This is a genomic window from Flavobacterium rakeshii, assembly GCF_009741375.1.
In the GTDB taxonomy this organism is placed as follows: Bacteria; Bacteroidota; Bacteroidia; order Flavobacteriales; family Flavobacteriaceae; genus Flavobacterium; species Flavobacterium rakeshii.
This window is the reverse complement of sequence record NZ_WOWP01000012.1, coordinates 1-24023: the sequence shown is the minus strand read 5'-3', so window position 1 is coordinate 24023 and position 24023 is coordinate 1. Positions and strand designations below refer to the sequence as shown.

At 39.1% G+C, this 24023-nt stretch carries 18 protein-coding genes; 13 read left to right on the top strand and 5 right to left on the bottom strand.

What is annotated here, in order from left to right; all coding sequences use genetic code 11:
- Together GN157_RS03830 and GN157_RS03825 are read left to right on the top strand one after the other, a co-directional pair.
- Positions 1-1656 (top strand): T9SS type A sorting domain-containing protein (locus GN157_RS03830; protein WP_157481791.1); only part of this gene is annotated, 1656 nt, incomplete at its 5' end.
- A 54-nt stretch (positions 1657-1710) separates the two neighbouring features.
- Positions 1711-2571 carry an outer membrane beta-barrel protein gene (locus GN157_RS03825; RefSeq protein ID WP_231749045.1) on the top strand — a complete coding sequence of 287 codons (861 nt, stop codon included), beginning with the start codon at positions 1711-1713 and terminating at the stop codon, positions 2569-2571.
- A gap of 61 nt (positions 2572-2632) precedes the next feature.
- On the opposite strand, the gene GN157_RS03820 is transcribed toward GN157_RS03825, so the two are convergent.
- From GN157_RS03820 to GN157_RS03800, 5 genes are all read right to left on the bottom strand, one after another.
- Positions 2633-4243 carry a GH39 family glycosyl hydrolase gene (locus tag GN157_RS03820; RefSeq protein ID WP_231749043.1) on the bottom strand — a complete coding sequence of 537 codons (1611 nt, stop codon included), beginning with the start codon at positions 4241-4243 and terminating at the stop codon, positions 2633-2635.
- Positions 4244-4412: 169 nt separating this feature from the next.
- Positions 4413-5855 carry a TolC family protein gene (locus GN157_RS03815; protein ID WP_197429387.1) on the bottom strand — a complete coding sequence of 481 codons (1443 nt, stop codon included), beginning with the start codon at positions 5853-5855 and terminating at the stop codon, positions 4413-4415.
- Entirely contained in the window at positions 5848-9042 is a 3195-nt protein-coding gene (locus tag GN157_RS03810; protein ID WP_157481790.1) for an efflux RND transporter permease subunit, read from the bottom strand. Before GN157_RS03810 ends, GN157_RS03815 begins: the two co-directional genes overlap by 8 nt.
- Before the next feature lie 24 nt (positions 9043-9066).
- The gene (locus GN157_RS03805) at positions 9067-10149 is read right to left on the bottom strand and encodes an efflux RND transporter periplasmic adaptor subunit (RefSeq protein ID WP_035134326.1); all 1083 of its coding nucleotides are present in this window, start codon (positions 10147-10149) and stop codon (positions 9067-9069) included.
- Between the two features lie 182 nt (positions 10150-10331).
- Entirely contained in the window at positions 10332-10739 is a 408-nt protein-coding gene (locus GN157_RS03800; RefSeq protein WP_197429386.1) for a hypothetical protein, read from the bottom strand.
- A 363-nt stretch (positions 10740-11102) separates the two neighbouring features.
- Between GN157_RS03800 and GN157_RS03795 the strand changes: the two genes are divergently transcribed.
- The 11 genes from GN157_RS03795 to GN157_RS03745 all read left to right on the top strand — a co-directional run.
- Complete coding sequence (locus GN157_RS03795; protein WP_157481788.1) at positions 11103-11492, top strand: hypothetical protein; 390 nt, start codon at positions 11103-11105, stop codon at positions 11490-11492.
- A 154-nt stretch (positions 11493-11646) separates the two neighbouring features.
- Positions 11647-13299, top strand: a complete 1653-nt coding sequence (locus GN157_RS03790; RefSeq protein ID WP_394350056.1) for an AMP-binding protein — start codon at positions 11647-11649, stop codon at positions 13297-13299.
- 268 nt (positions 13300-13567) lie between these two features.
- Entirely contained in the window at positions 13568-14425 is an 858-nt protein-coding gene (hisG, locus tag GN157_RS03785) for an ATP phosphoribosyltransferase (protein ID WP_157481786.1), read from the top strand.
- Positions 14426-14428: 3 nt separating this feature from the next.
- Positions 14429-15721 carry a histidinol dehydrogenase gene (gene hisD / locus GN157_RS03780; protein WP_157481785.1) on the top strand — a complete coding sequence of 431 codons (1293 nt, stop codon included), beginning with the start codon at positions 14429-14431 and terminating at the stop codon, positions 15719-15721.
- Positions 15714-16736 (top strand): histidinol-phosphate transaminase, encoded by a 1023-nt coding sequence (gene hisC, locus GN157_RS03775; protein ID WP_157481784.1) that lies wholly within the window; start codon positions 15714-15716, stop codon positions 16734-16736. Before hisD ends, hisC begins: the two co-directional genes overlap by 8 nt.
- Complete coding sequence (gene hisB, locus GN157_RS03770) at positions 16733-17821, top strand: bifunctional histidinol-phosphatase/imidazoleglycerol-phosphate dehydratase HisB (RefSeq protein WP_157481783.1); 1089 nt, start codon at positions 16733-16735, stop codon at positions 17819-17821. Before hisC ends, hisB begins: the two co-directional genes overlap by 4 nt.
- Positions 17818-18396: an imidazole glycerol phosphate synthase subunit HisH gene (gene hisH / locus GN157_RS03765; protein WP_157481782.1), complete on the top strand. Its 579-nt coding sequence runs from the start codon at positions 17818-17820 to the stop codon at positions 18394-18396. The genes hisB and hisH overlap by 4 nt, the downstream gene beginning before the upstream one ends.
- Positions 18393-19106: a 1-(5-phosphoribosyl)-5-[(5-phosphoribosylamino)methylideneamino]imidazole-4-carboxamide isomerase gene (gene hisA, locus GN157_RS03760; RefSeq protein ID WP_157481781.1), complete on the top strand. Its 714-nt coding sequence runs from the start codon at positions 18393-18395 to the stop codon at positions 19104-19106. Before hisH ends, hisA begins: the two co-directional genes overlap by 4 nt.
- On the top strand, positions 19100-19852 hold the full coding sequence (gene hisF, locus GN157_RS03755; RefSeq protein ID WP_157481780.1) for an imidazole glycerol phosphate synthase subunit HisF: 753 nt from the start codon (positions 19100-19102) through the stop codon (positions 19850-19852). Before hisA ends, hisF begins: the two co-directional genes overlap by 7 nt.
- A complete protein-coding gene (hisIE, locus tag GN157_RS03750; RefSeq protein ID WP_157481779.1) occupies positions 19849-20436 on the top strand; it encodes a bifunctional phosphoribosyl-AMP cyclohydrolase/phosphoribosyl-ATP diphosphatase HisIE in 588 nt (195 codons plus the stop codon). The genes hisF and hisIE overlap by 4 nt, the downstream gene beginning before the upstream one ends.
- Positions 20437-20613: 177 nt before the next feature.
- A partial coding sequence (locus tag GN157_RS03745) for a beta strand repeat-containing protein (protein ID WP_157481778.1) occupies positions 20614-24023 on the top strand: 3410 nt, incomplete at its 3' end.

Sequence of the window (24023 nt, the reverse complement as noted above, 5' to 3'; positions counted from 1 at the left end):
GCTACTGATAACTGTGAAGGTACGATAACCGCTACAACTTCTGATCCGCTTACTTACGCTGCTCAGGGTACATATACTATAACGTGGACGTATGACGATGGTAATGGTAATACAACTACACAAACACAAACAGTAATAGTAGATGATACTACTGCACCTGTGGCTGATGTAGTTACACTTACAGACATCGTTAATTACTGTGGTGTTATGAGTGATGAAATTCCGGTTCCAACTGCTACAGATAACTGTGCGGGTGTACTTAACGCTACTACTACAGATCCGTTAGATTATACAGAAGTAGGTGCATATGTAATAACATGGACATATGACGATGGTAATGGAAACACTACCACTCAAACTCAAAATATAACAGTTGAAGAGTCTCCTCTTAATGCTATAACATTTGATAACGGAACATTTACTTATGACGGAACTGTTCATACAATAGAGGTTAATAACTTACCTGCAGGTGCTACTGTTTCATACAGTACTTCTCCTGAAACAGGTTCTGACAACGGTGCTGTGAATGCAGGTACTTACACTGTAACAGCTACTGTTGATCCGCAACCGGAAGCATTTAACTGTGAATCAATTGTACTAACAGCTACAATTACTATCGATCAGGCTCCTCAAACAATTACTTTTGATCCGCTTGCGATTAAAAACCTTGAAGCTGACCCTGATTTCCAACTGGATGCTACTGCAAGTTCAGGTTTAGAGGTATATTACACATATACTTATACTTCACCAGACCCAGCTGCTGATGTTTCATCTGAAGGGTGGGTAGACATGCTTACATCAGGAGAAATTACAATTACAGCACATCAGGATGGTAACGAAAACTACCTGCCGGCTGAAAGTGTTTCTCAGGTTCTTGTGATTGAAAGTAGTGATGCTTCTATCTTCGGTATGATTGTAGGTGATGAGACTTACAATACGCCTCCAAGCGAGATTTATCACTTAATTGATTGTGGTGATGATTCAGACTCTGTAGAAGTTACTATCGTTACAGAAGTAGGTGCTACTGTAAACCCAGGACACACATTTACTATCCAAACTCCACAACCGGGTATTTACTCATATGTAGTAACTGTTACATCTCAGGATGGTACATCTGTTGAAACATATACTATAGTTGTTGAAAGAAGATTTGATTTCTCTGACATAGTAGTTCAGAAATTTGATAACGTACTATTAGTAAACAACAACTCACAAAACAATGGTGGCTACGAGTTTACTGATTACGAATGGTATAAAAACGGTGTTCTTGTAGGTACTGGTCAATACTTCTCTGAAGGTAACAGCCAGTCTAACACACTAGATCCAAGTGCAGAATACATGGTTAAAGTAACCACTATTGATGGTGATGTACTGCAAACATGTTTAGGACAAATACAGTTACAGCATGCAACTAGTGCAAGGTTATACCCTAACCCTGTAACATATGGACAACTGGTTACTGTTGAGGCTGATTTCCCTGAAAGTGAACTTAAAAACATGACTATCGCTGTTTACAACCTTAACGGTGCTCTTATAACAGAGGTACAGTCATCTTCAAGAGTAACACAACTGCAATTGCCGTTACAGGCTGCTACATACATAGTAGTACTTAAAACGCCAAATAACAGTAAAACTTTCAAAGTTCTTGTACAGTAAATAAAATAATTCTGCCGCTGCGGCGGCAGAATTTATACCATTAAAAATTATATTATGAACAAAAATAAATTTACACAGCTTTCAGCCAAATCAGTAATGGCAGCCTTACTCCTTATGGGAATTGGAAAAGCTAATGCACAAGAGGAAAAAAACGAGTTTTCTATATATGCCGGAGGTGTATTTTCATCTATATACTATGACCTGAACCAAGGCCAGGTTGAGCATGACAACGGAGTACAACTGGGGTTAAAATATGCTTTCTACTTAAATGAAAACTGGAGTATTGGCCTTGGTGCCGAATACCAAACTTATAATTCAGTTGCAAAGTTTGATTATCTTACAGGAAGTTATAATACTACTGATATTGAAAATGATCCTTTTGAGTTTAGATACTCTTCAAGGTCTTACGAGGAAAGCCAAAAGCTGGAATATGTAAATGTACCGCTAACAGTGCAGTTTGAAACCGGAGATGGTATTACTGACTTCTATGTATCTGCCGGAGTAAAAGCAGGGTTTGCAATTAAAGGTAACTATGAAACCAAAATGGATGCATTAACAACCAGTGGTTATTACCCACAATACAATGCAGAATTATTCGGTCCAACCTTCATGGGCTTCGGTTCATTCTATCAGGTTGATGCCGGGAAACAGGATCTTGAAACTAAAATTGCATGGTCTGGTACACTTGAAACCGGTGTTAAACAATACATTGGCGAAAGATCTTCATGCTACATAGGTGTTTTTGTTGACTATTGCTTTAACTCAATTGCCGATAATAAAGACGAAAACGTAATAAACTACCCGTCAAATGAGATGCCGGTAGACTTACAGTTTAATTCTGTTATTAATTCATCTTACTCTAAAGATGTACGTTTAATGGCCTATGGTGTAAAACTACGTTTTGCATTCTTTTAAAAAACATAAAACTTCAATGTACAAAAAAAGCAGCCTTTTAAGGCTGCTTTTTTATTTCATATTACATTTTCCTCAATGTTATGAGGAATACATCATTTTCCCTTAAATCAAGTTGCTTGGTAAAATTACCGTCCTTCCCTATTTTAACTTCTTCCCTGTAAATTGGTGAACCATTATTCTTTTTCTTAATACTGGTTACCTGCTCCCTGTTTAATTGTGATGGTCTGCCTAAATCATAATAATCAGTATAAGCATCATTAACCCTGTACCCTGTTTGGCTTACTTCAAGGCTATACTTCCCTTTTTCCAGTCCGGATACGGCAATTTCAAGTTTACCTTTTGTCTTAGCCGGTAAGTCTTTAATATAATACACCTGATTATTAATAGAATCACCAGGATGTGTATTGGTAAAATCCCACGCCAGTAACTGGAAGTCACCATTATCGGTTTTACATGCCCATGAATGTTTATCATTGTTTACCAACTCTTTATCACCCAGTTTATTTAAAAATGAATACGAATAATACACAGGCTTTTTAATTCCCTGAATAGTTTGTAACCCAAAACCACCGTGAAAGGGAGTAAAACGCGGACCAGCCTCTTCAAAAATATCAGTAAACACCCAATATGACATTGAGTTAACCGTATTACCAACCTGCTTTAGTTTTTCCAGTACATAAGCTGCCTGATGGTAACTATCGTGTATTGGATCGGCAGGAGTGTATGACGAACTCCACTCAGTATAATGTAGTTCCAGTCCCGGAATTTTAGATGATTCTATCTCTTTTCTGGAGTTCATAACATCGCCGCTAACCGCCATTTCATCTTTATTCAACACGGTACCACCGTTACCAAACTCATCAAGAAACCCCTGTTTCACACCATAGGAATGGGTTGTTACAAAGTCAATCGCAACATTATTTTTATAACAAAAGTCAATCATTTCAGGCACCCACTCTGCTCCTGCCGTCGCAGGCCCTCCTACTTTATAGTCTTTATTTACACCCTTAACCGCTTTTGCAGTATACTGGTAAAGCTTAAAGTACTCTTGCTGAGTACCTGCCCAAAAACCATCAAGATTAGGTTCATTCCATACTTCAAAGTACCAGCTTTTCACTTCTTCCTCGCCATATCTTTCGGTAAAGTGTTGCACCAGGTTAGTTATTAACCCCTCCCATTTATCATAGTCCTTCGGCGGAGTAACATTACCTCTCCACCAAAAAATAGTTTTATCGCCACTGGCCAAAGGTGAAGGCATAAAGCCAAGCTCCACAAATGGCTTAATATTAATACTCAGTAAATAATCAAATAATGGATCTATGTATTGATAATTGTATTGCGGATTTCCGTTTTTATCTTCTTTGTAAACAGCCATATCGTCTACCAGTAATCCATGCATACGCAAATACCTAAAGCCACAGTCCTGTTGTGCTAAGGCAAGTTGTTGTTGCCAGTCGGCTCTAAGTCCTTCATTTGCACGCCCGGCTCCAACACTTTCATTAAAGAATTTGTTTAGCTTTCCCTGCGTTTTGTTCAGGTTTACTTCTATACGTCTTACTGTTTCCTGTTTTGTTTGTGAAATAGCATTTTGAGAACCCATACCCAAAACAGCCGACAAAACAATACCTGTTTTAAACAGTTTTTTTGATAATCCTGTAATTTTGTTTTTCATAATTAATTGCTGATATACTTATGGTCAAATATACCAAAAGCTATTTATTCCACAATAATTTTCAGAAAAAAGCATAAAAAAACCTCCGGCACAAATTGCACCGGAGGCTCTCACGATAAATAGTCGCGACCTTCTTACAAAGGAAAAACAATATATAAACACCAGAAATTTACTTCCATCCGCCACCTAAAGACTTATAGATATTCACCATAGCATTCATTTGTGCTTTTTTGGTCTCTATAAGGTCAAATTTAGATTCAAGCGCGTCACGCTGCGTCATTAATACTTCCATATAATCGGCCCTTGCCGATGTGAACAGGTCGTTAGAGATATTAATTGACTGCGTTAAAGCATCTACTTCTTTAGACTTAAGGTCATAACTTTCCTTAAGGTTATTGATGTTAGAAAGCTCATTAGCTACTTCTATGTAAGCATTAAGTATCGTTTTCTCATAATTGAAAACGGCCTGTAGCTGTTTAGAGTTTGCACTGTAATAAGTAGCTTTAATTGCATTTCGGTTAATTAACGGAGCTGCTATATCACCCGCAAGTGAGTACAATAGCGACTCTGGAGTCTTAACCAAATATGCCGGGTCAAATGCCTGGAAGCCTATACCTGCTGATATACCCAGTGAAGGATAAAATCTGGCTTTAGCAACCTTAACATCCAGTTTTGCTGCTGCTAACTCGAATTCAGCCTGTTTAACATCAGGACGGTTTTCAAGCAGTTGTGACGGAATACCGGCATAAATGGTTTCAGGCACTAAATTGATAAAGTTTTGATGATCTCTGGCTACAGGCTGAGGGAACCTACCTACAAGGAAGTTAATCCTGTTTTCGGTTTCAACAATTTGCTGCTTTAAATCAAACTGTATACTTTTTGTATGTAATAACTGTGCTTCAAATCGTTTTACGGCAAGCTCTGTAACACGTGCTGACTGTTTTTGAAGTTTCACAATGTTAAGTGCATTGCTTTGTATCTCGATATTTTGGTTTACAAGTGCCAACTGATTGTCTAACGCTAAAAGCTCATAGTATGAGTTAGCTATTTCGGCAATCAGGTTAGTAACCATAAAGTTTTTACCTTCTACAGTAGCAAGATAATTACTGATTGCTGATTTTTTTGCATTGTGCAGTTTGTTCCAAATATCTATTTCCCAGTTAGCATAAGCCCCAATCATATAATCAGGAAGCGGTTCGGGGAATTCTTTACCCGGTTTGATTTCGGTATTGGCATCGTTAGCCCCTTGGCTGGTATACCTGCCTACTTTTTCAATTCCGGCACCACCTTTAACTCCTACAAACGGAAGATACTCCCCTTTTCTGGCTTTTATCTCATTTCTGGAAATTTGTATTTCCTGCATGGTGATATTAAGTTCCTGATTGTTTTGTAATGCAACATCAATCAGGGTGTCCAGATACGGATCTGTAAAATACTCTTTCCACTTAAGCTGAGCTATGTTTGTAGTATCCTGCGAGTCGTTAAAACTCGCAGGTGTTTCTGTATTTGCTTCACGCTGAACTAAAGAAGGTGTTTTACATCCTGTAAATGTTAGTGCAAGGCATCCTGCTACTACATATACATATTTATATTTACTAAACATCTTACTCATTTTCATCAGTATTATCAAAATTATCTATTTGATGTACAAACTCATCAGATAATGAGCTTTCATCTTCATCCTTAATCAGTTTTCTTCCGTCAGCAAGGGAACCGAAAATGTAGTACAGTCCTGGAACTATAATTACACCGAAAATAGTACCGAATAGCATACCACCCATTGCAGATGCACCAATGGTTCTGTTACCTATCGCACCGGCACCTGTTGCAATAATCAACGGAATTAACCCGGCAATAAAGGCAAACGATGTCATAAGGATAGGACGGAAACGTACCTTAGCTCCTTCAATAGCAGCCTCAAGTATCGTAGAGCCCTGACTGTGCTTGAGGACAGCAAACTCTACAATAAGTACGGCGTTCTTACCGAGTAGCCCCACGAGCATGATAAGACCAATTTGCGCGTAAATATCGTTTTGAAGTCCCATTAATTTAAGGAGCATAAACGAACCGAATACACCCACAGGTAGTGAGAATATTACCGCAAGCGGTATAATAAAGCTTTCATACTGTGCTGCAAGTACAAAGTATACGAATGCAAGTACAATAAGGAAGATGTATAGCGACTCGTTACCTCTGCCAGCCTCATCATAAGACAGACCTTCCCATGCAATGTCATAACCTTTAGGAAGCGATTCTTTAGCTACTTCACGAATAGCCTGAATAGCATCTGCTGTAGTATAACCTGCTGCAGGAAGCCCCCTGATAGCTGCCGAGTTGTACATGTTGTAACGTGTAATCTCGTTAGGTCCCTGAGTCTTTTTAAGTTTCATGAATGCCGAATAAGGTACCATTTCACCATGATCGTTTTTAACGAAAAGGTTTAATACATCAGACGGTAATCTTCTGAATTTAGGATCTGACTGAACATATACTTTAAAGAAACGACCAAACTTAATGAAACCCTGTTCATAGGTACTACCAATAAGGATATCAAGGTTTTCCATTGCTTTACCAACAGAAACTCCTTTCTGCATAGCTAAGTCATTATCTATTTCAAGTTCATACTGAGGGTAGTTTGCCGCAAAGAAGGTAAATAAACCTGTAAGCTCTTTACGTTTACCTAAATCCTCAAGGAATTTTTTATTAATCTTATCGAAATCCTGATAGTCTGTAGTGGTATTTTTATCTAACAAACGCATTGAGAAACCACCTGATGAACCAAATCCAGGGATGGCCGGCGGTTCGAAGAACTCAATTGTTGCTCCTAAACCTTTTGATTTTTCTTCCAGCTCTTCCATGATCTCGGTAACAGAGTGTTCCCTTTCATGCCATGTTTTAAGGTTAATAAGACAGGTACCGGCGTTAGAACCCCTACCTTCTGTCATAATCTCATAACCTGCAAGTGATGATACCGACTCTACTCCGTCTACTTCCTCACAAATTTTCTGTAATTTTTGTGATACTTGGTTAGTTGTTTCCAGTGTAGATCCCGGAGGCGTTTGTATAATGGCATATATAGTACCCTGGTCTTCACTTGGTATGAAACCTGCAGGAAGTACCTGGCTCTCAAAATAAATACCCGCACAGAAAGCTCCTAATATTAAGAATGTAAGCAACCTTCTGCTAACTATCCTTTTTAATATAGCTACATATTTACCTGTAAGTTTATCAAAACCACGGTTAAAGCCATCTAATGCTTTTGTAAATACATTTGGTTTAGAATGGTGTGCATGGTGATTTTTTAACAGCATAGCACATAATACCGGCGTAAGGGTAAGTGCAATAATAGCCGAAATCACAATAGAACTCGCCATGGTAATAGAGAACTGCCTATAGAAGGTACCTACCGGACCTGTCATGAATGATATTGGTAAGAATACCGATACCATTACCGCAGTAATCGCTATAATCGCACCACTAATTTCACCTAATACTCTTTTTACTGCCTGGTATGGCGTTATGTTAGGGAACTCGTCAAACTTGGCGTGAACGGCCTCCACCACCACAATGGCGTCATCCACTACAATACCAATTGCAAGTACAAGTGCAAACAGGGTTACAAGGTTAATAGATAACCCGAAGAACTGTATTACAAAGAATGCCCCTACGAGCGACACCGGTACCGCAAGTATAGGTATAAGCGTAGATCTCCAGTCGCCAAGGAAAACAAACACTACAATTGCCACAAGAATAAAGGCATCCCTTAGCGTATGGATAACCTGCTCAATAGAGGCATCAAGGAATTGGGAAACGTCATAACTAATTTTGTAATCCATGCCCGGAGGGAAAGTTTCCTTCATCTCCTCAAGCTTAGCTTTTACGGCTTCGATTACATCACTCGCGTTACTACCATAGTTTTGTTTTAATACTATGGAAGCCGATGGGTGTCCGTCAAGGTTAGAGTAAATATCGAAGAATTCACTTCCTAACTCTACCTTACCTATATCACCAAGGCGAATACGCTCACCATCTGCATTAGCACGAACAATAATATTTTCATATTCAGATGGTTCACTGTACCTACCCTTATAGGTTAATACATATTCTAACGACTGGGCTTCGATACCCGAACTTTGCCCGATACGACCCGGACGACCTACAATACTTTGTTCGGCCATTGCGTCCATAACCTCATCAACAGATACATGGTAAGCTCTCATACGGTCTGGGTTTAACCAAACACGCATTGCATAGGTTCTACTACCTAATATTTGAGATCTTGCCACACCCTTAATCCTGTTGATTTCAGGGATCATTTTTACGTTAGCATAATTGTACAGGAACTTTTCGTCCATGTTTTTGCCGGTTGCATACAGGTTAACGTACATCAACATACTCGGCTGGATTGGGGTAATTACAACCCCTTCACGCTGAACCAGTTCGGGTAAGAGGGGCATAACCTGGTCTACCCTCGTTTTTACCCTGATTACCGCCTGGTTAGGATCGGTACCCGGTTCAAAAATAATCCTTAGTGTAGCTTCACCTGCACTGGTTGCATCCGTAGCCATATAACGCATGTCCTGAACACCATTAATAGAGTTCTCTAAGGTAATCAGGGTCGATTTTACTAATACGTCTGCACTGGCCCCAGGGTAAGCTATAAAAACATTTACGGTAGTTGGCGCAATCTGGGGAAACTGCGATATTGGCAACTGTTTGATTGCCAACGAACCTACAAACACGATAATAATAGATATTACTATCGCAAATACAGGCCTATGTATGAATTTATTAAACATTTGATCTTTTTTTAAGTTATTCCATTATTCTGCATATAGCTCCAAATGAGATATAACATGTTTAGGGTCTTCCAGTTTGTATTCTATTTCCTCGTTTTCTTTAACAAGACGGATACCTTCCAGAAGTATCTTATCACTTTCTGATAAGCCTGATTCGATAATAAAGATGTGTGGCAGTTCGGCCGCTATTTTAATCTCTCTTGATTTTATCTTATTATCTTTATCCAATACATAAACATATTTCTTTTCAAGCACCTCAAAAGTTGCTTTTTGCGGAATGATCATGGCGTTTTGGAACGGTATTTTCATTTGAATACTACCTGTTTCACCATGTCTTAATAATCCGTTTGGATTAGGGAATGTAGCCCTGAAAGGTATGTTACCGGTTTCGTTATCAAAATCGGCCTCAATGGTTTCTACAATACCTTCCTGGTTGAATAACTTGTTGTTAGCCATTAACAGGCCTACTTTAGCTTTACCACCTTCTTTAGCAGATTCTTTATAGTCAAGGTATTCTGCCTCAGGTACGTTATAGTACACCCACATTTTACTGTTATCAGATAGATTAGTTAACAAATCTCCTTCGTCCACAAGACTACCCTGTCTAACATGGAAACGGTCAATAATACCGTCAAAAGGCGCTCTGATTTCGGTAAATCCAAGGTGAACTTCTGCTAAAGCAAGCTCAGCCTTAGCTTTGTCATATTTCGCTTTAGCCATAGCAAGCTCATTTGGAGCTACTACATTGCTATCTGCAAGTCTTTTTGTATTCTGGTATTCAATTTCAGCAAAATTAGCCTCTGCTTTTGCCTTTTGCATTTCTGCCTCATAGAGTTTAGGCATAATTTGGAATAGTAGCTGACCTTTTTTAACAGACTGGCCTTCATCTACATAAATCTTTTCAAGGTAACCTCTTTCCTGAGCCCTAAGTTCGATGTGTTGTATCGAGTGTATCTGGCACACATATTCATCGGTAATGATGGTGTCCATTTTTACAGGGTTAGTAACAAGGAATTTAGTTTCAACTTCCTTCTCTTCTTTGTCTGTTTTGCAGCTTGTATGGCACAATAATGCACACAAACTCACGAGCATGAGTACTCTCTTCATAATAAATTTTGCTTTTTTAAAACAATACGATTTTCTTGATATTCTTTTTTCTGGTAGAGTTCGTGTATAAAAAAATACACGGTATATATTCTTTTGGCCCTAAGCCGCGTGAATACACATAATGTTTAAATGCGAAAAATCAGGCAAACAAGAAGTTATCTACCTGAACGATGGGGTGAGAATCAAAGTCTGATTACTCGAAAAACAATATATTTCCTGTAAGATGAGAAATATGAAAGGGGTCTGCTATAATATGGCAGACTTTCTTTTACGTATCTGTGAGAGTACCCTAAAGTTTGGGCATAAAGTGCAGTGGTAAAGTAATTGTTGATTTCCAGATATTTTTTGTAGGAAACCAGTTCTTCATCGTCACCTTCGTTATCGGTAACAACAAATTTTTCGTTTTGTTTTTCGGTTTGAGTCCTAAACGGAATTGACTTGAAGTAAGAAGCGTCATAATCCTGACTAAACCCAAAATCAAACTGTAATGCTAACGATTCAGCATTTTTCCCCAATGCATAGCCATTGTGTCCCTGATAAGGATGAGCGTTTAAAACGCCCTGTCCCCCTAGCAGGACTACAAAAAGCATTAGAAAAAATCTGGTTAGCATATTTTTCATGGGCACCAAAATTACATAAACAAGATTATACTGGCAAGCAGTTTGGCATTAAATATTAACACATCTTAACATACTGCAGTTTTCACTCGTTTTCGCTAACATTGTTAACATTAAATTTACATTAACTCCTTTAAAGCCAAATAATAAATTACTCTTCGACCTAAACCAAAAACAATGCCAAAAAACTATATTTTAATTAAAATAAATCGCTACAACGATATAGTACAACCAAGACATATCATTACCCGAAATCACTGTTTATGGTGATAATACCTGTTTGCCCGGCTACTACTTTTATCATCTTTTAAAGTATATACAACAATCCCATAACTCATGGCTATAGACTTATTTATTTTAGACACAGAAACCGTTTACACAAAAGAGGAAACATTTAATACCATAAAATCATTATTTACTAATAATCCCGAGGTTACCTTTAAAACAAAAAAGAATCCGTTTACAGGTGAAACAAACCTTAATATTGTTATTAATGAGGAAGATTATGTTATAGGTATACTTTTTAGTGATGATGAACAGGTAGCACAGGATTTTGAAGCATTAAAAGGAAAATCTAAACAGCCTCCAAAATATTTTATCCGTTGCCTGTTAGGAAACGATCCTAATAATGATTACGACTATTATGCTATTACTGTACTTAATTACTTAATGGAACTCCCTCATGCAGTATGTTACAGTCACGCACAAAAACAATGGATTCAATAACAAGAAGCAGCATACCCCTATTAATAATTCAACAATAAAAACAAAACACTTGTAATTCGTTATCAATTTTAAGAAGGAGTTTTATAATTTTATATCTCGGCTTTAGTTATACTATAAGTCATAAGCATAAATACATATCCAACTTAAAAAAATTATTTTGACAGATTACAATAACATCTCATATGCCTCGGGGCCATCGGTTATTCCGTTACTGGGACAAACCATAGGGCAAAATTTAAAAGATACGGTAAAACGTTTCCCTGATAATGATGCCCTTGTATGTGTTGAACAAAACTACCGTAGCTCATACAGCGAATTTTACAATCAAACTACCACCGTTGCCAAAAGCCTGCTGGCAAAAGGAATTGCAAAAGGCGAAAGGGTTGGTATATGGTCTCCTAACCGGTCTGAATGGGTATTACTGCAATATGCCACAGCCCGTGTAGGTATTATACTGGTAAACATTAACCCGTCTTACCGTTCCAGCGAACTGGAATATGTACTTAACCAATCGGGGATAAAAATACTGGTTTCTGCACTTTCATTTAGAGGTAGCGATTATAAACAAATGGTTGAAGAAGTAGCTGCAAACTGCCCTACCCTAACCGAAACCATTTATCTGGATAAGGACTGGGATTCATTTTTGAGTCTGTCACATACTATAAGCGACGAGACACTTGCCGAAGCTGAAAGCACTATTCAGTTTGATGAGCCTGTTAATATACAATATACGTCGGGTACTACAGGCTTTCCAAAAGGCGTTACACTTACACACCATAACCTGCTGAATAACGGTTATTTTATTGGTGTACGTCTTAAATATACTGATGCCGACAGGGTTTGTATCCCTGTACCGTTTTATCATTGTTTTGGTATGGTAATAGGTAACCTGTGCTGTACCTCTCACGGTGCAACAATGGTAGTTCCGTCAGAAAGTTTTGATCCTGCCACAACACTAAAAGCCGTGGAAAAAGAGAAATGCACATCACTATATGGCGTGCCAACCATGTTTATAGCCGAACTTGCATTACCAGATTTTGAAAGTTATAATCTTACCAGCCTGCGTACAGGTGTTATGGCGGGTTCACCCTGCCCTGTAGAGATTATGAAACAGGTACAAAGCAAAATGTATATGAAAGAGGTATCTATTTGTTATGGTATGACCGAAACCTCTCCCGTATCTATACAAACAGTTATAGGTGCGCCTTTAGAAAAACAGGTTAGCACTGTAGGAACTGTACAGGATCATCTTGAAATTAAAATAATAGACCCCGAAACGGGGCATGTAGTACCAAAAGGACAGCCTGGCGAACTTTGCACAAGGGGTTATTCGGTTATGCTGAAGTATTGGAACAATCCGGAAGCTACGGCTGTAGTGCTTGATGATGCCCGATGGATGCATACCGGAGATATTGCTGTTATGGATGATGAAGGCTATGTAAACATATCAGGTAGGATTAAGGACATTATTATACGTGGTGGTGAGAATATCTCCCCTCGTGAAATTGAAGAATTCCTGTATACCCATCCGCATATTGAAGATGTACAGGTTATAGGCATACCCGATGCAAAATATGGCGAAGTGATTATGGCATGGGTAAAAGCCAAAAAGGATTCAGGACTGGAAGAAATTCATCTTCTGGACTTCTGCAAAGGCAAAATAGCACACTACAAAGTACCTAAATACTGGAAGTTTACGGCTGATTTCCCTGTCACCATAACGGGAAAAGTACGTAAGGTAGAAATGCGCGAAATATCTATTAAAGAGCTGGGACTGGAAGGTTTACTAAAAATTAAAACATCGTGATTAAATTGTAAAAAGTTCAAAAAAATAATGACTACCGTTTTTTAATTGAATTTATTTCTATATTTGCGAAGTACAAAAAGGACAAAATTTTATTATGATTTTTAATCAGCTACATCATCATCATTTTCAAACTGGCTCAAATGCGAGGAGGAAATGATATTGTAGTAACCTAAAATATTTTCTAAACCCGTTTGAGTAAAATCAGACGGGTTTTTTATTTAATCGAGCTCTCCCCTTCTGTTTTTACTCAGGCATCATTTTAAAAACAATGAGTAAATTAAAAATAGCCGTTCAGAAAAACGGAAGGCTCAGCGAAAAATCGCTGCAACTGCTAAACAAATGCGGCATAAGGTTGCTAAACGGAGAGCGAACACTTAAAGCTTCTTCACAAAACTTCCCTATTGAGGTACTTTTCTTAAGGGATGATGATATTCCGCAATATGTAGAACAGGGCGTTGCCGATGTAGGCATATTGGGCGAAAACGAGGTTTGGGAACAAAACAAAAACGTAACTGTAGTCAAAAAACTGGGTTTTGCCAACTGTAGGCTTTCACTGGCTCTACCAAAAGAAGCTCAATACAACGGAGTATCTTATTTCAATAATAAAAAAATAGCCACCAGCTACCCTTTTATCCTCCAGCAGTTTTTTGAAGAGAATAACATCACTGCCGAAATAGAAACTATTAGCGGTAGCGTAGAAATCGCTCCGGGAATAGGCCTTGCCGATGGTATTTTTGACATTGTAAGTACAGGGAGCACTCTATTAATGAACGGACTTAAAGAAGTAGAAACCGTTACAAAAAGTGAAGCCGTACTTATTAGTAATTCTTCACTAAATACTGAAAAAGAAGACATTCTAAACCAGTTACTTTTCAGGATACAGTCGGTTATAAATGCTGCCGAAAACAAATATATACTCCTTAATGCTCCAAACGATTCGGTACAACAAATAGCACAGGTATTACCCGGCATGAAAAGCCCTACTGTACTTCCGCTTAAGGAAGAAGGATGGAGCAGTATACACTCGGTAATACGTGAAGATGAATTTTGGGATAATATAGACCGCCTTAAAACCCTGGGCGCAGAAGGTATCCTTATTGTTAATGTTGAAAAAATGATTCTTTAAGCTATGGTACAAACTGTTTTATACCCCGAGAAAAATACATGGGAGGCTTTGTGTCAAAGACCACAACTCCCTGTTGCCGACCTTGAGAGTCTTACACCTCAGATTTTTGATGAAATAAGCAAAAAAGGTGATGATGCCGTAAAGAAATACACAGGCTTTTTTGATGGTGTAATCCCTGAGAACCTTCAGTTAACTGAAAGTGAAATAGCTAAAGGTGCTGCAAAGGTATCAACCGAACTGAAAGAGGCAATACAGCTAGCTAAAGCCAACATCGAGGCTTTCCACGCTATTCAAAAAGAACAGAAAAACAGTGTAGAAACCACATCTGGTGTAAGCTGCTGGAGGGAAAACAGAGCTATTGATAAGGTAGGTATTTACATCCCCGGCGGATCGGCGCCTCTTTTCTCAACTGTTTTAATGCTTGCCATACCTGCAAAAATTGCAGGCTGTAGAGAGATTGTACTTTGTACTCCACCCGATAAAAAGGGTAATGTAAACAGTGCTATACTTTATGCAGCCCAACTTACCGGAATTACAAAAATATATCGTGTAGGTGGTATACAGGCAATTGGGGCAATGGCATTGGGTACCGAAACTATCCCGAAAACCTATAAGATATTCGGTCCGGGGAATCAGTATGTAACTGCAGCCAAACAAACTGCACTAAACTATGGTGTGGCTATCGATTTACCTGCCGGACCAAGTGAACTTTTAGTTATTGCCGACAGTACAGCTAATCCTGAATATGTAGCAGCCGACCTACTTTCTCAGGCTGAACACGGTCCCGATAGTCAGGTGGTATTGCTTAGTAACAATGAACAAATCATTACACAAACAGCAAAAGCACTCGCAAAACAGGTAAACACTTTACCTAGAAAGGAAATAGCTTTAAAGGCACTTAACAACAGTAAAGCCATATTACTTTCTGACTTGGCGGAATGTATAGCATTTAGTAACCTGTATGCACCTGAACACCTTATAATAGCCAGTGATAATGCTGAAAATTATATAGATAATGTTACCAATGCCGGATCGGTTTTTCTGGGCAATTACAGTTGTGAAAGTGCAGGAGATTATGCCAGTGGTACCAATCACACCTTGCCTACAAACGGATATGCTACAAGTTATAGCGGGGTATCGGTAGATAGTTTCATCAAAAAGATAACCTTCCAGAAAATAACCCGAGAAGGACTTCAAAATATCGGTCCGGCTATAGAGGTTATGGCTGCTGCCGAACAACTGGAAGCTCACAAAAATGCGGTAAGTATACGATTAAAAGACATTGGTAATGAATAGTATAGAAAAAATAGTACGTCCTAATATACTCGCGCTCCAGGCTTACTCTTCGGCAAGGGAAGAATTTACCGGTAGCGAAGGAATATTCCTTGACGCTAATGAGAATCCGTTTGGTGAGCTAAACCGCTATCCTGATCCTTTACAGAAACAGTTAAAGCAAAGGCTTTCGGTAATTAAAGGTGTAGCCCCACAAAACATATTTACAGGCAACGGAAGCGACGAGGCTATTGACCTTTGTTTCAGAATATTTTGCGAACCGGGTAAAGACAAGGCGCTTACCTTCACTCCTACTTATGGTATGTATGAGGTCTCGGCAGCTATAAATAACACCGAACTGATTAAAGTCCCTTTGGATAATAATTTCCAAGTTGATAAAAATAAAGCATTATTGGCATTGGAAGACGAAAGTATCAAACTGGTTTTTATCTGTTCGCCTAATAACCCTACAGGAAACTGCTTAGATACAGCCAAATTCATTATACAAAACTTTAAGGGTATTGTGGTTGTAGATGAAGCCTATGCCGACTTCTGCTCCACCACGCTGGTAAACAAACTGGAGCAGTATCCTAACCTGATTGTATTACAAACCCTGAGTAAAGCCTGGGGACTTGCGGCAGCACGTGTGGGTATAGCCTATGCATCACCTTTTATTATTAGTCTTTTCAATAAGGTAAAGCCTCCTTATAACATCAGTAAACTCAACTATACGGCAGCTATTAAGGCTTTAGAGAACACCGATAATTATGAGGAACAGAAAAAACTATTACTTGAAGAACGTCAAAAACTGAGTGAAGCTCTCTCTCAAATTCCTATTATAAGGAAAGTATATCCTTCACAAGCTAACTTTTTATTGGTAGAGGTTAGCGATGCTAATTCTGTATACCAAAACCTTATACAGCAGGGAATCATTATACGTAACCGAAACAAAGAGGTAAAAAACTGTATCAGAATATCCATCGGTACGCCACAGGAAAACAAAGCTTTACTAAACGCATTACAAAACATTACAGCATGAAAAAAGTACTATTTATAGACCGCGACGGTACATTGGTAATAGAGCCTCCTGTAGATTATCAGTTGGACAGCTTGGAAAAACTGGAGTTTTACCCAGGGGTGTTTCAGGGGCTTTCAAAAATTGCGCGCGAACTGGATTACGAATTGGTTATGGTTACTAATCAGGACGGACTGGGAACAGCCTCTTTCCCCGAAAACACCTTTTGGCCGGCACAAAACAAAATCATTCAGGCATTTCAAAATGAAGGCATCACATTTAGTGAGGTGCTTATTGATAAAAGCTTCCCTCAAGATAACCTACCTACCCGAAAGCCGGGAACGGCTATGCTTACACACTATATAAAAGGTGATTATGATTTGGAAAATTCCTATGTTATTGGCGACAGGCTAACCGATATACAACTGGCAGAAAATATGGGATGTAAGTCGGTTTTTATTGGTAATGAATGCGACAGTGCTACCCTTGTAACCCAAAGTTGGGACATTATATACCAGTACCTGAAATCAAAACCAAGGACAGCTACCGTTAACCGAAAAACCAGTGAAACCAATATAGCTATAGCGCTTAACCTGGATGGTTCGGGTAAAAGTAATATCGATACCGGGCTTGGCTTTTTCAATCACATGTTGGATCAGTTAGCACGTCACGGCGGAGTGGATTTAAATATTACAGTTAAGGGAGATTTGTATATAGATGAACACCACACTATTGAAGACACTGCGCTGGCACTTGGCGAAGCTTTCCTTAAAGCACTGGGCAGCAAAAAAGGAATTGAACGTTATGGTTTCCTTCTCCCTATGGATGATTGCCTTGCTCAGGTAGCCATTGATTTTGGCGGAAGACCATGGTTAGTTTGGGAAGCCTCCTTCAACCGTGAGAAAGTAGGTGAAATGCCTACCGAAATGTTCCTTCACTTTTTTAAATCGTTTAGTGATACTGCAAAATGTAACATGAATATAAAAGCCGAAGGCGATAACGAACACCACAAAATAGAAGCAATTTTTAAGGCTTTTGCAAAAGCTGTAAAAATGGCTATAAAACAAACAGATAATTATACTATACCCAGTACAAAAGGAGTGTTATGATAGTGATTATAAAATACAATGCAGGTAATACCCAGTCGGTTGAAAATGCTGTTCGCAGGCTGGGTTATGACTGCATCGTTACAAACGATATTGAAGAAATTAAAAAATCTGATAAGGTTATCTTCCCCGGTGTGGGCGAAGCTGCAACAGCCATGCAGCATCTACAGGCAAACGGACTCGACTTAACAATAAAAGGACTCAAACAGCCTGTTTTAGGGATATGCCTTGGACTACAGCTAATGTGTAACTACACCGAAGAAGGCAACACAAACGGACTGGGCATTTTTGATGTAAACGTGAAAAGATTCCCCCCTCTTGATATTGTGCCACACATGGGCTGGAATACCCTATACAACTGCAAAGGAGAACTGTTTACGGGTATTAGTGAAGAGGAGCATTTTTACTTTGTTCACAGCTATTATGCAGAGGAATCTCCCCTTTCGGTAGCACAATGTGATTACATCCTGCCCTACAGTGCTGCATTGCAAAAAGATAATTTTTATGCTGTGCAGTTTCATCCTGAGAAATCGGGTACAGCCGGAGAACAATTATTAAAAAACTTTTTAAGCTTATGAGAATCATCCCTGCCATAGATATTATTAACGGCAAATGCGTACGCCTCACTAAAGGTGACTATGCTACCCAAAAAACATATAATGAAAACCCGGTAGCGGTTGCCCGTTCCTTTGAAGATGCCGGAATTAAATACCTGCACCTGATTGATTTAGACGGAGCTAAATCGGGCAGTATTGTTAACCATAAAGTATTGGAAAGTATTGCCACACAAACCAATCTTATTATTGATTTTGGTGGTGGTGTGAAATCGGACACCGACATACAAAAAGCCTTTGAGTATGGTGCTTCACAAGTCACTGCCGGTAGTATTGCAGTAAAAAATCCCGAAAAAGTAACCGAATGGCTTTCACAATATGGCTCAGATAAAATTATACTGGGTGCCGACTGCAACAATCGTAAAATAGCGGTGAACGCTTGGCTACAGGAAAGCGATACCGATGTACTGGAGTTTATACAAGGCTATCAAAAAAAAGGAATCAAAACAGTTATTTGTACTGACATAGCTAAAGACGGAATGCTACAGGGACCTTCAACAAATCTGTATAAAGAGATTATCGGTTTGGCAAACATCAACCTGATAGCCAGCGGAGGCATTACCAATATTCAGGATGTACTTGATATGAAAGCTATAGGATGTGAAGGCGCTATTATTGGCAAAGCATTGTATGAGGGAAAAATTGAACTTAAAGAATTAAGTAAACTATGCTAAAGAAAAGAATAATACCCTGCCTCGACATTAAAGACGGCAGGGTTGTAAAAGGAATTAATTTTGAAGGATTAAGAGATGCAGGTAACCCTGTAGAACTGGCCTCCCGCTATGCACAGGAAGGTGCAGATGAGCTTGTTTTTCTTGACATTACCGCCACGCTTGAAAAAAGAAAAACACTGGCAAGCCTAGTTACCGAAATTGCCAAAGAGATTAATATACCCTTTACTGTAGGTGGTGGCATAAACACCCCCGATGATGCCGAATATCTTATAAGTCGTGGGGCTGATAAGGTTAGTGTAAATTCATCGGCAGTTAAAAACCCTGAACTGATAAACCAGATAGCCAAAAACTGTGGCAGTCAGGCTGTAGTACTGGCTATTGATGCAAAAAAGGTAAACGGGAACTGGGAAGTATTCATTAACGGAGGTAAAACCGCTACAGGTATAAAACTTACCAGTTGGGCAAAATATGGCGAACAGCTTGGCGCAGGCGAAATACTGCTTACTTCTATGAATAACGACGGTACCAAAAACGGTTTTGCTATTGATGCCCTTAATCTTGTTGGCAATAACGTAAACATCCCCGTGATAGCCTCCGGCGGTGCAGGCTGTTTGGAACACTTTACCACTGTATTTAGTGAAACTAATGCCACTGCTGCGCTGGCTGCCAGTATTTTCCATTACAACGAGATAAGTATTCCTCAGCTTAAAACCTATTTACAACAAAATAATATACCCGTAAGATGAAACCTGATTTTAATAAAACAAACGGACTTATACCAGTCATAATACAAAACGCAACAACCCAGCAGGTACTAATGCTGGGCTACATGAACGAAGAGGCTTTTACCAAAACTAAACTTGAAAAGAGAGTAACTTTTTACAGCCGTAGCCGAAATGAGTTATGGACAAAAGGAGAAACATCGGGTAATTATTTAAATGTAGTATCTATGAGCCTGGATTGTGATAACGATACCATTTTGATACAGGCAAAACCAGCAGGCCCTACCTGTCACACCGGTACTACAACCTGCTTTGGAGAACCAAACAGTAAAGGTTTCCTGTACCAGCTTGAAGAGACGATTTCAGAAAGGATAGAGTCAGATTCTGATACTTCCTACACTAATACACTCTTTAAAAGAGGGATTAACAAAGTAGCCCAAAAAGTAGGTGAAGAAGCCGTGGAGTTGATTATAGAGGCTAAAGATGATAATGAAGAATTATTTAAAAATGAAGCTGCTGATTTACTTTACCATTTTTTAATACTCCTTAAAGCTAAATCTTTAAATCTTACTGATATTGAGAAAGTTTTAGAAGCAAGAAGTAAATAATTCATCTTAACAATGAAACAATATAAACCAAATTTTAACTTAATATTTAAATAATAATTATTTTTTATTTTAACAGAAAAGAACTTATTAAATAAAGTTAACAAGTTTATTCAGAGATTTCAAAAATACTGTATATTTAGCCCGTCAAAATCATCCTTATAATATAATTTTTAGTCCATGAAAAAATTACTACTTTTATTAGGATTGATGAGTTGTGTATATTCCTTTGGGCAATGCCCGGGTGATACTCAGGCCCCTTATTCGGGCGTAGCTTCGGGCTCAACGAGTATTTCTCAACGAGGAAGAACGTCTACCTACACAAACGTCAATCTTAACGGTACCGGTACAAATGAAGCTTTTGTGACTCCGGGCGCAGCCGTTACTTTTTCTTATGATTATTCAATGGTGTACAACACCGGCGGAGCATGTCCAACCTGTCCTACACAACACTTTGTAGGTATGAATAACGTGTTTACCAACTGTCATGAGGAAGGTACAGGAAATATTGCCACTTCATTTACCGCACCAACGGCAGAAGGGTCATACTACATCACGCAATCCAGCGACTGGGCAGCAGGATGTTATGATTTTAACAGCTTTGATCCGAACAATTCATATGCTGCTGTTGCTGTACTGCATGTGGGTGCACCAAGTTTAATCCCCCCTGCAAATGTTGTTGTAAACAGTACAACAGCTGCCTGTACCACAGTAGTAAACGGAATTAGAATTGTTGCTATTGATGATTGTGCTGATCCTATAACACTTACTTATGATATAACAGGTGCTACAACAGGAACAGGAACAGGTGATGCCAGCGGAACAACTTTTAATGCGGGTGTTAGTACTGTAACTTATACGGCTACAGATTCTTCATTAAACACTTCTACTGCTACATTTACAGTAACAGTAACCGGAACCACAGGTACTATTAGTTCACAAACTAATGTTTCGTGTAACGGCAATGCCGACGGTACTGCAACTATAGATGTAACCGGAGGTATTCCTCCTTATACTTACTTATGGAGTGACTCACAAACAAATGCTACAGCTACAGGCCTTGCTGCCGCAGATTATACCGTTACTGTTACAGATGCTGTAGGTTGTGCTACAATTGTTGATGTTACAATTACAGAACCTCCAGTGCTTGCTATAACCCCATCTCAGGTTAATATTTTATGTAACGGTGATAATACCGGAGAAGCTACAGTAACAGTAACAGGTGGTACTGGTGTTTACACTTATGACTGGAGTGACGGACAAACAACAGCTACCGCTACAGGGTTAATAGCAGGGTCTTACTCTGTTAATGTTACTGATGAAAACGGGTGTACATTAACCGAAAACTTCACAATTACCGAACTTCCTGCACTAACAGCAACCGCAACAGGCGTTGATATTGTTTGTAACGGAGATGCTTCGGGCTCGGCTTCAGTTGCTGTAACAGGAGGCGCAGCTCCATATAATTATCTATGGAGTACTACCGAGACTACAACTACTATTTCAAATCTTGCAGCCGGAACTTACACTGTAGATATTGAAGATGCTAACGGTTGTACAACAAGTACTTCAGTTACTATTAACGAATCTCCTGCCCTAGTGGTTAGTGAAACTCATACAAATGTTCAGTGTAACGGTAACGATACAGGTGTAGCCTCTGTTACAGTAACGGGTGGTGCTACTCCTTACGCTTACCTTTGGAATACCGGTGAAATTACAGCAACTATTACAAGCTTAGTTGCTGCAACTTACAGTGTAGATGTTACAGATGCTAACGGTTGTGTAGTTACACAAACCATTGTTATATCTGAGCCTACACCACTTGCCTCTACTCCGGCACAAACTAATATTTTATGTAACGGAGATACTACAGGTTCGGCCTCACTTACCATAACAGGTGGTGTAGCACCTTATTCTTATCTTTGGGATACCGGTGATACTACAGATAATATTACAAACCTAGCAGCCGGAAACTACTTTGTAACAGTTACCGATGCTAATGGTTGTACATTAACGCAGTTATATACTATTGATGAGCCTGCGGTACTTTCGGTAAACCCTACTCAAACTAATATTCTATGTAATGGTGCTGCAACTGGTGTTGCTACAGCAACAGTATCTGGTGGTATAGCTCCATATGCTTACTTATGGAATAACGGAGAAACTACTCCTACTATAAGCGGACTTGTAGCAGGAAACTATTCTGTTGGTATTACAGATGCTAACGGTTGTACTGTTTCTCAGTCTTTCAACATTACTCAGCCTACAGCGCTTACAGCAACTACTTCACAAAGTAATATTGCATGTAATGGTGAAGATACAGGTGTAGCTTCAGTTACAGTTTCAGGTGGTGTTGCTCCTTATACTTATGCTTGGAGTAACGGTGAAACAACTGCTGCCATAACAGGACTTACAGCAGGCACTTATACTGTAGATGTTACAGATACTAATGGTTGTACACTTACAAGATCTTTTGATATTCAACAACCTACAGCACTTAATGCTACATCTTCTCAGGTTAACGTTTTATGTAACGGTGCTGCTACAGGTGAAGCCTCTGTTGCTATGACAGGTGGTATTCCTCCTTACTCTTATTTATGGGATGACGGACAAACAACTCCTACAGCAACCGGACTTTTTGCGGGAGCTCATTCGGTTTTCGTGACCGATGCTAACGGGTGTACACTTACTCAGTCAATTACTATTACTGAGCCTGCTGCTCTTGTAAGTACTCCAAACACTACTCAAAGTAACGTACTTTGTAATGGTGGTACTTCGGGTAACGCAACAATAGTTGTTGAAGGTGGTATAGCCCCTTACTCTTACTTATGGAGTAACGGACAAACTACGCTAACAGCTACAGGTCTTGTAGCAGGTACTTATACAGTAACCGTAACCGATGCTAACGGTTGTACACTTACTCAGGATTTTGATATTACAGAGCCTGCTGCACTAACATCTACTCCGTCACAAACAAACATTATATGTAACGGTAATGCAACAGGAACTGCTTCTGTTGTTATTAACGGAGGGGTTCAGCCTTATACTTACGAATGGAATACAGGAGCAACTACCGATGCTATATCAGGCTTAGCAGCCGGAAACTACTATGTAACGGTAACCGATGATAACGGTTGTATCCTTATACAAAACTTCAATATCAGTGAACCACCTGCATTAACTGTTGGCCCTGCAACTACACAAACAGACATTCTTTGTAACGGTGCTGCTACAGGTAGCGCTACTATAGATGTTACAGGTGGTACTACTCCTTATACTTATACCTGGAGTAACGGACAAACAACCGCTACCGCTACAGGACTTACGGCTGGTACTTATGATGTTTTAGTAACCGACTTTAATAACTGTACATTATCATATGAATTTGTAATTGATGAACCAGATGCTTTAATACTTACAGCTTCTCAAACAGATGTATTGTGTAACGGTAATAATACCGGTGAGGCAACCATTAGTGTTGAAGGAGGGGTTACCCCTTATACTTACTTATGGAGTAATGGTGAGATAACAAGTACTATTACGGGTCTTGTTGCGGGTACTTATACTGTTGATGTAACGGATGCTAACGG

Excerpts from the sequence above, each read along its gene's own strand:
- hisH (WP_157481782.1), top strand. The coding sequence starts at position 17,818 with ATGATAGTGATTATAAAATACAATGCAGGTAATACCCAGTCGGTTGAA.
- GN157_RS03815 (WP_197429387.1), bottom strand. The coding sequence starts at position 5,855 with ATGAGTAAGATGTTTAGTAAATATAAATATGTATATGTAGTAGCAGGA.
- GN157_RS03825 (WP_231749045.1), top strand. The coding sequence starts at position 1,711 with ATGAACAAAAATAAATTTACACAGCTTTCAGCCAAATCAGTAATGGCA.
- GN157_RS03795 (WP_157481788.1), top strand. The coding sequence starts at position 11,103 with ATGGCTATAGACTTATTTATTTTAGACACAGAAACCGTTTACACAAAA.
- hisC (WP_157481784.1), top strand. The coding sequence starts at position 15,714 with ATGAATAGTATAGAAAAAATAGTACGTCCTAATATACTCGCGCTCCAG.
- hisG (WP_157481786.1), top strand. The coding sequence starts at position 13,568 with ATGAGTAAATTAAAAATAGCCGTTCAGAAAAACGGAAGGCTCAGCGAA.
- hisA (WP_157481781.1), top strand. The coding sequence starts at position 18,393 with ATGAGAATCATCCCTGCCATAGATATTATTAACGGCAAATGCGTACGC.
- hisB (WP_157481783.1), top strand. The coding sequence starts at position 16,733 with ATGAAAAAAGTACTATTTATAGACCGCGACGGTACATTGGTAATAGAG.
- GN157_RS03800 (WP_197429386.1), bottom strand. The coding sequence starts at position 10,739 with ATGCTTTTTGTAGTCCTGCTAGGGGGACAGGGCGTTTTAAACGCTCAT.
- GN157_RS03820 (WP_231749043.1), bottom strand. The coding sequence starts at position 4,243 with ATGAAAAACAAAATTACAGGATTATCAAAAAAACTGTTTAAAACAGGT.
- hisIE (WP_157481779.1), top strand. The coding sequence starts at position 19,849 with ATGAAACCTGATTTTAATAAAACAAACGGACTTATACCAGTCATAATA.
- GN157_RS03810 (WP_157481790.1), bottom strand. The coding sequence starts at position 9,042 with ATGTTTAATAAATTCATACATAGGCCTGTATTTGCGATAGTAATATCT.
- hisD (WP_157481785.1), top strand. The coding sequence starts at position 14,429 with ATGGTACAAACTGTTTTATACCCCGAGAAAAATACATGGGAGGCTTTG.
- GN157_RS03805 (WP_035134326.1), bottom strand. The coding sequence starts at position 10,149 with ATGAAGAGAGTACTCATGCTCGTGAGTTTGTGTGCATTATTGTGCCAT.
- hisF (WP_157481780.1), top strand. The coding sequence starts at position 19,100 with ATGCTAAAGAAAAGAATAATACCCTGCCTCGACATTAAAGACGGCAGG.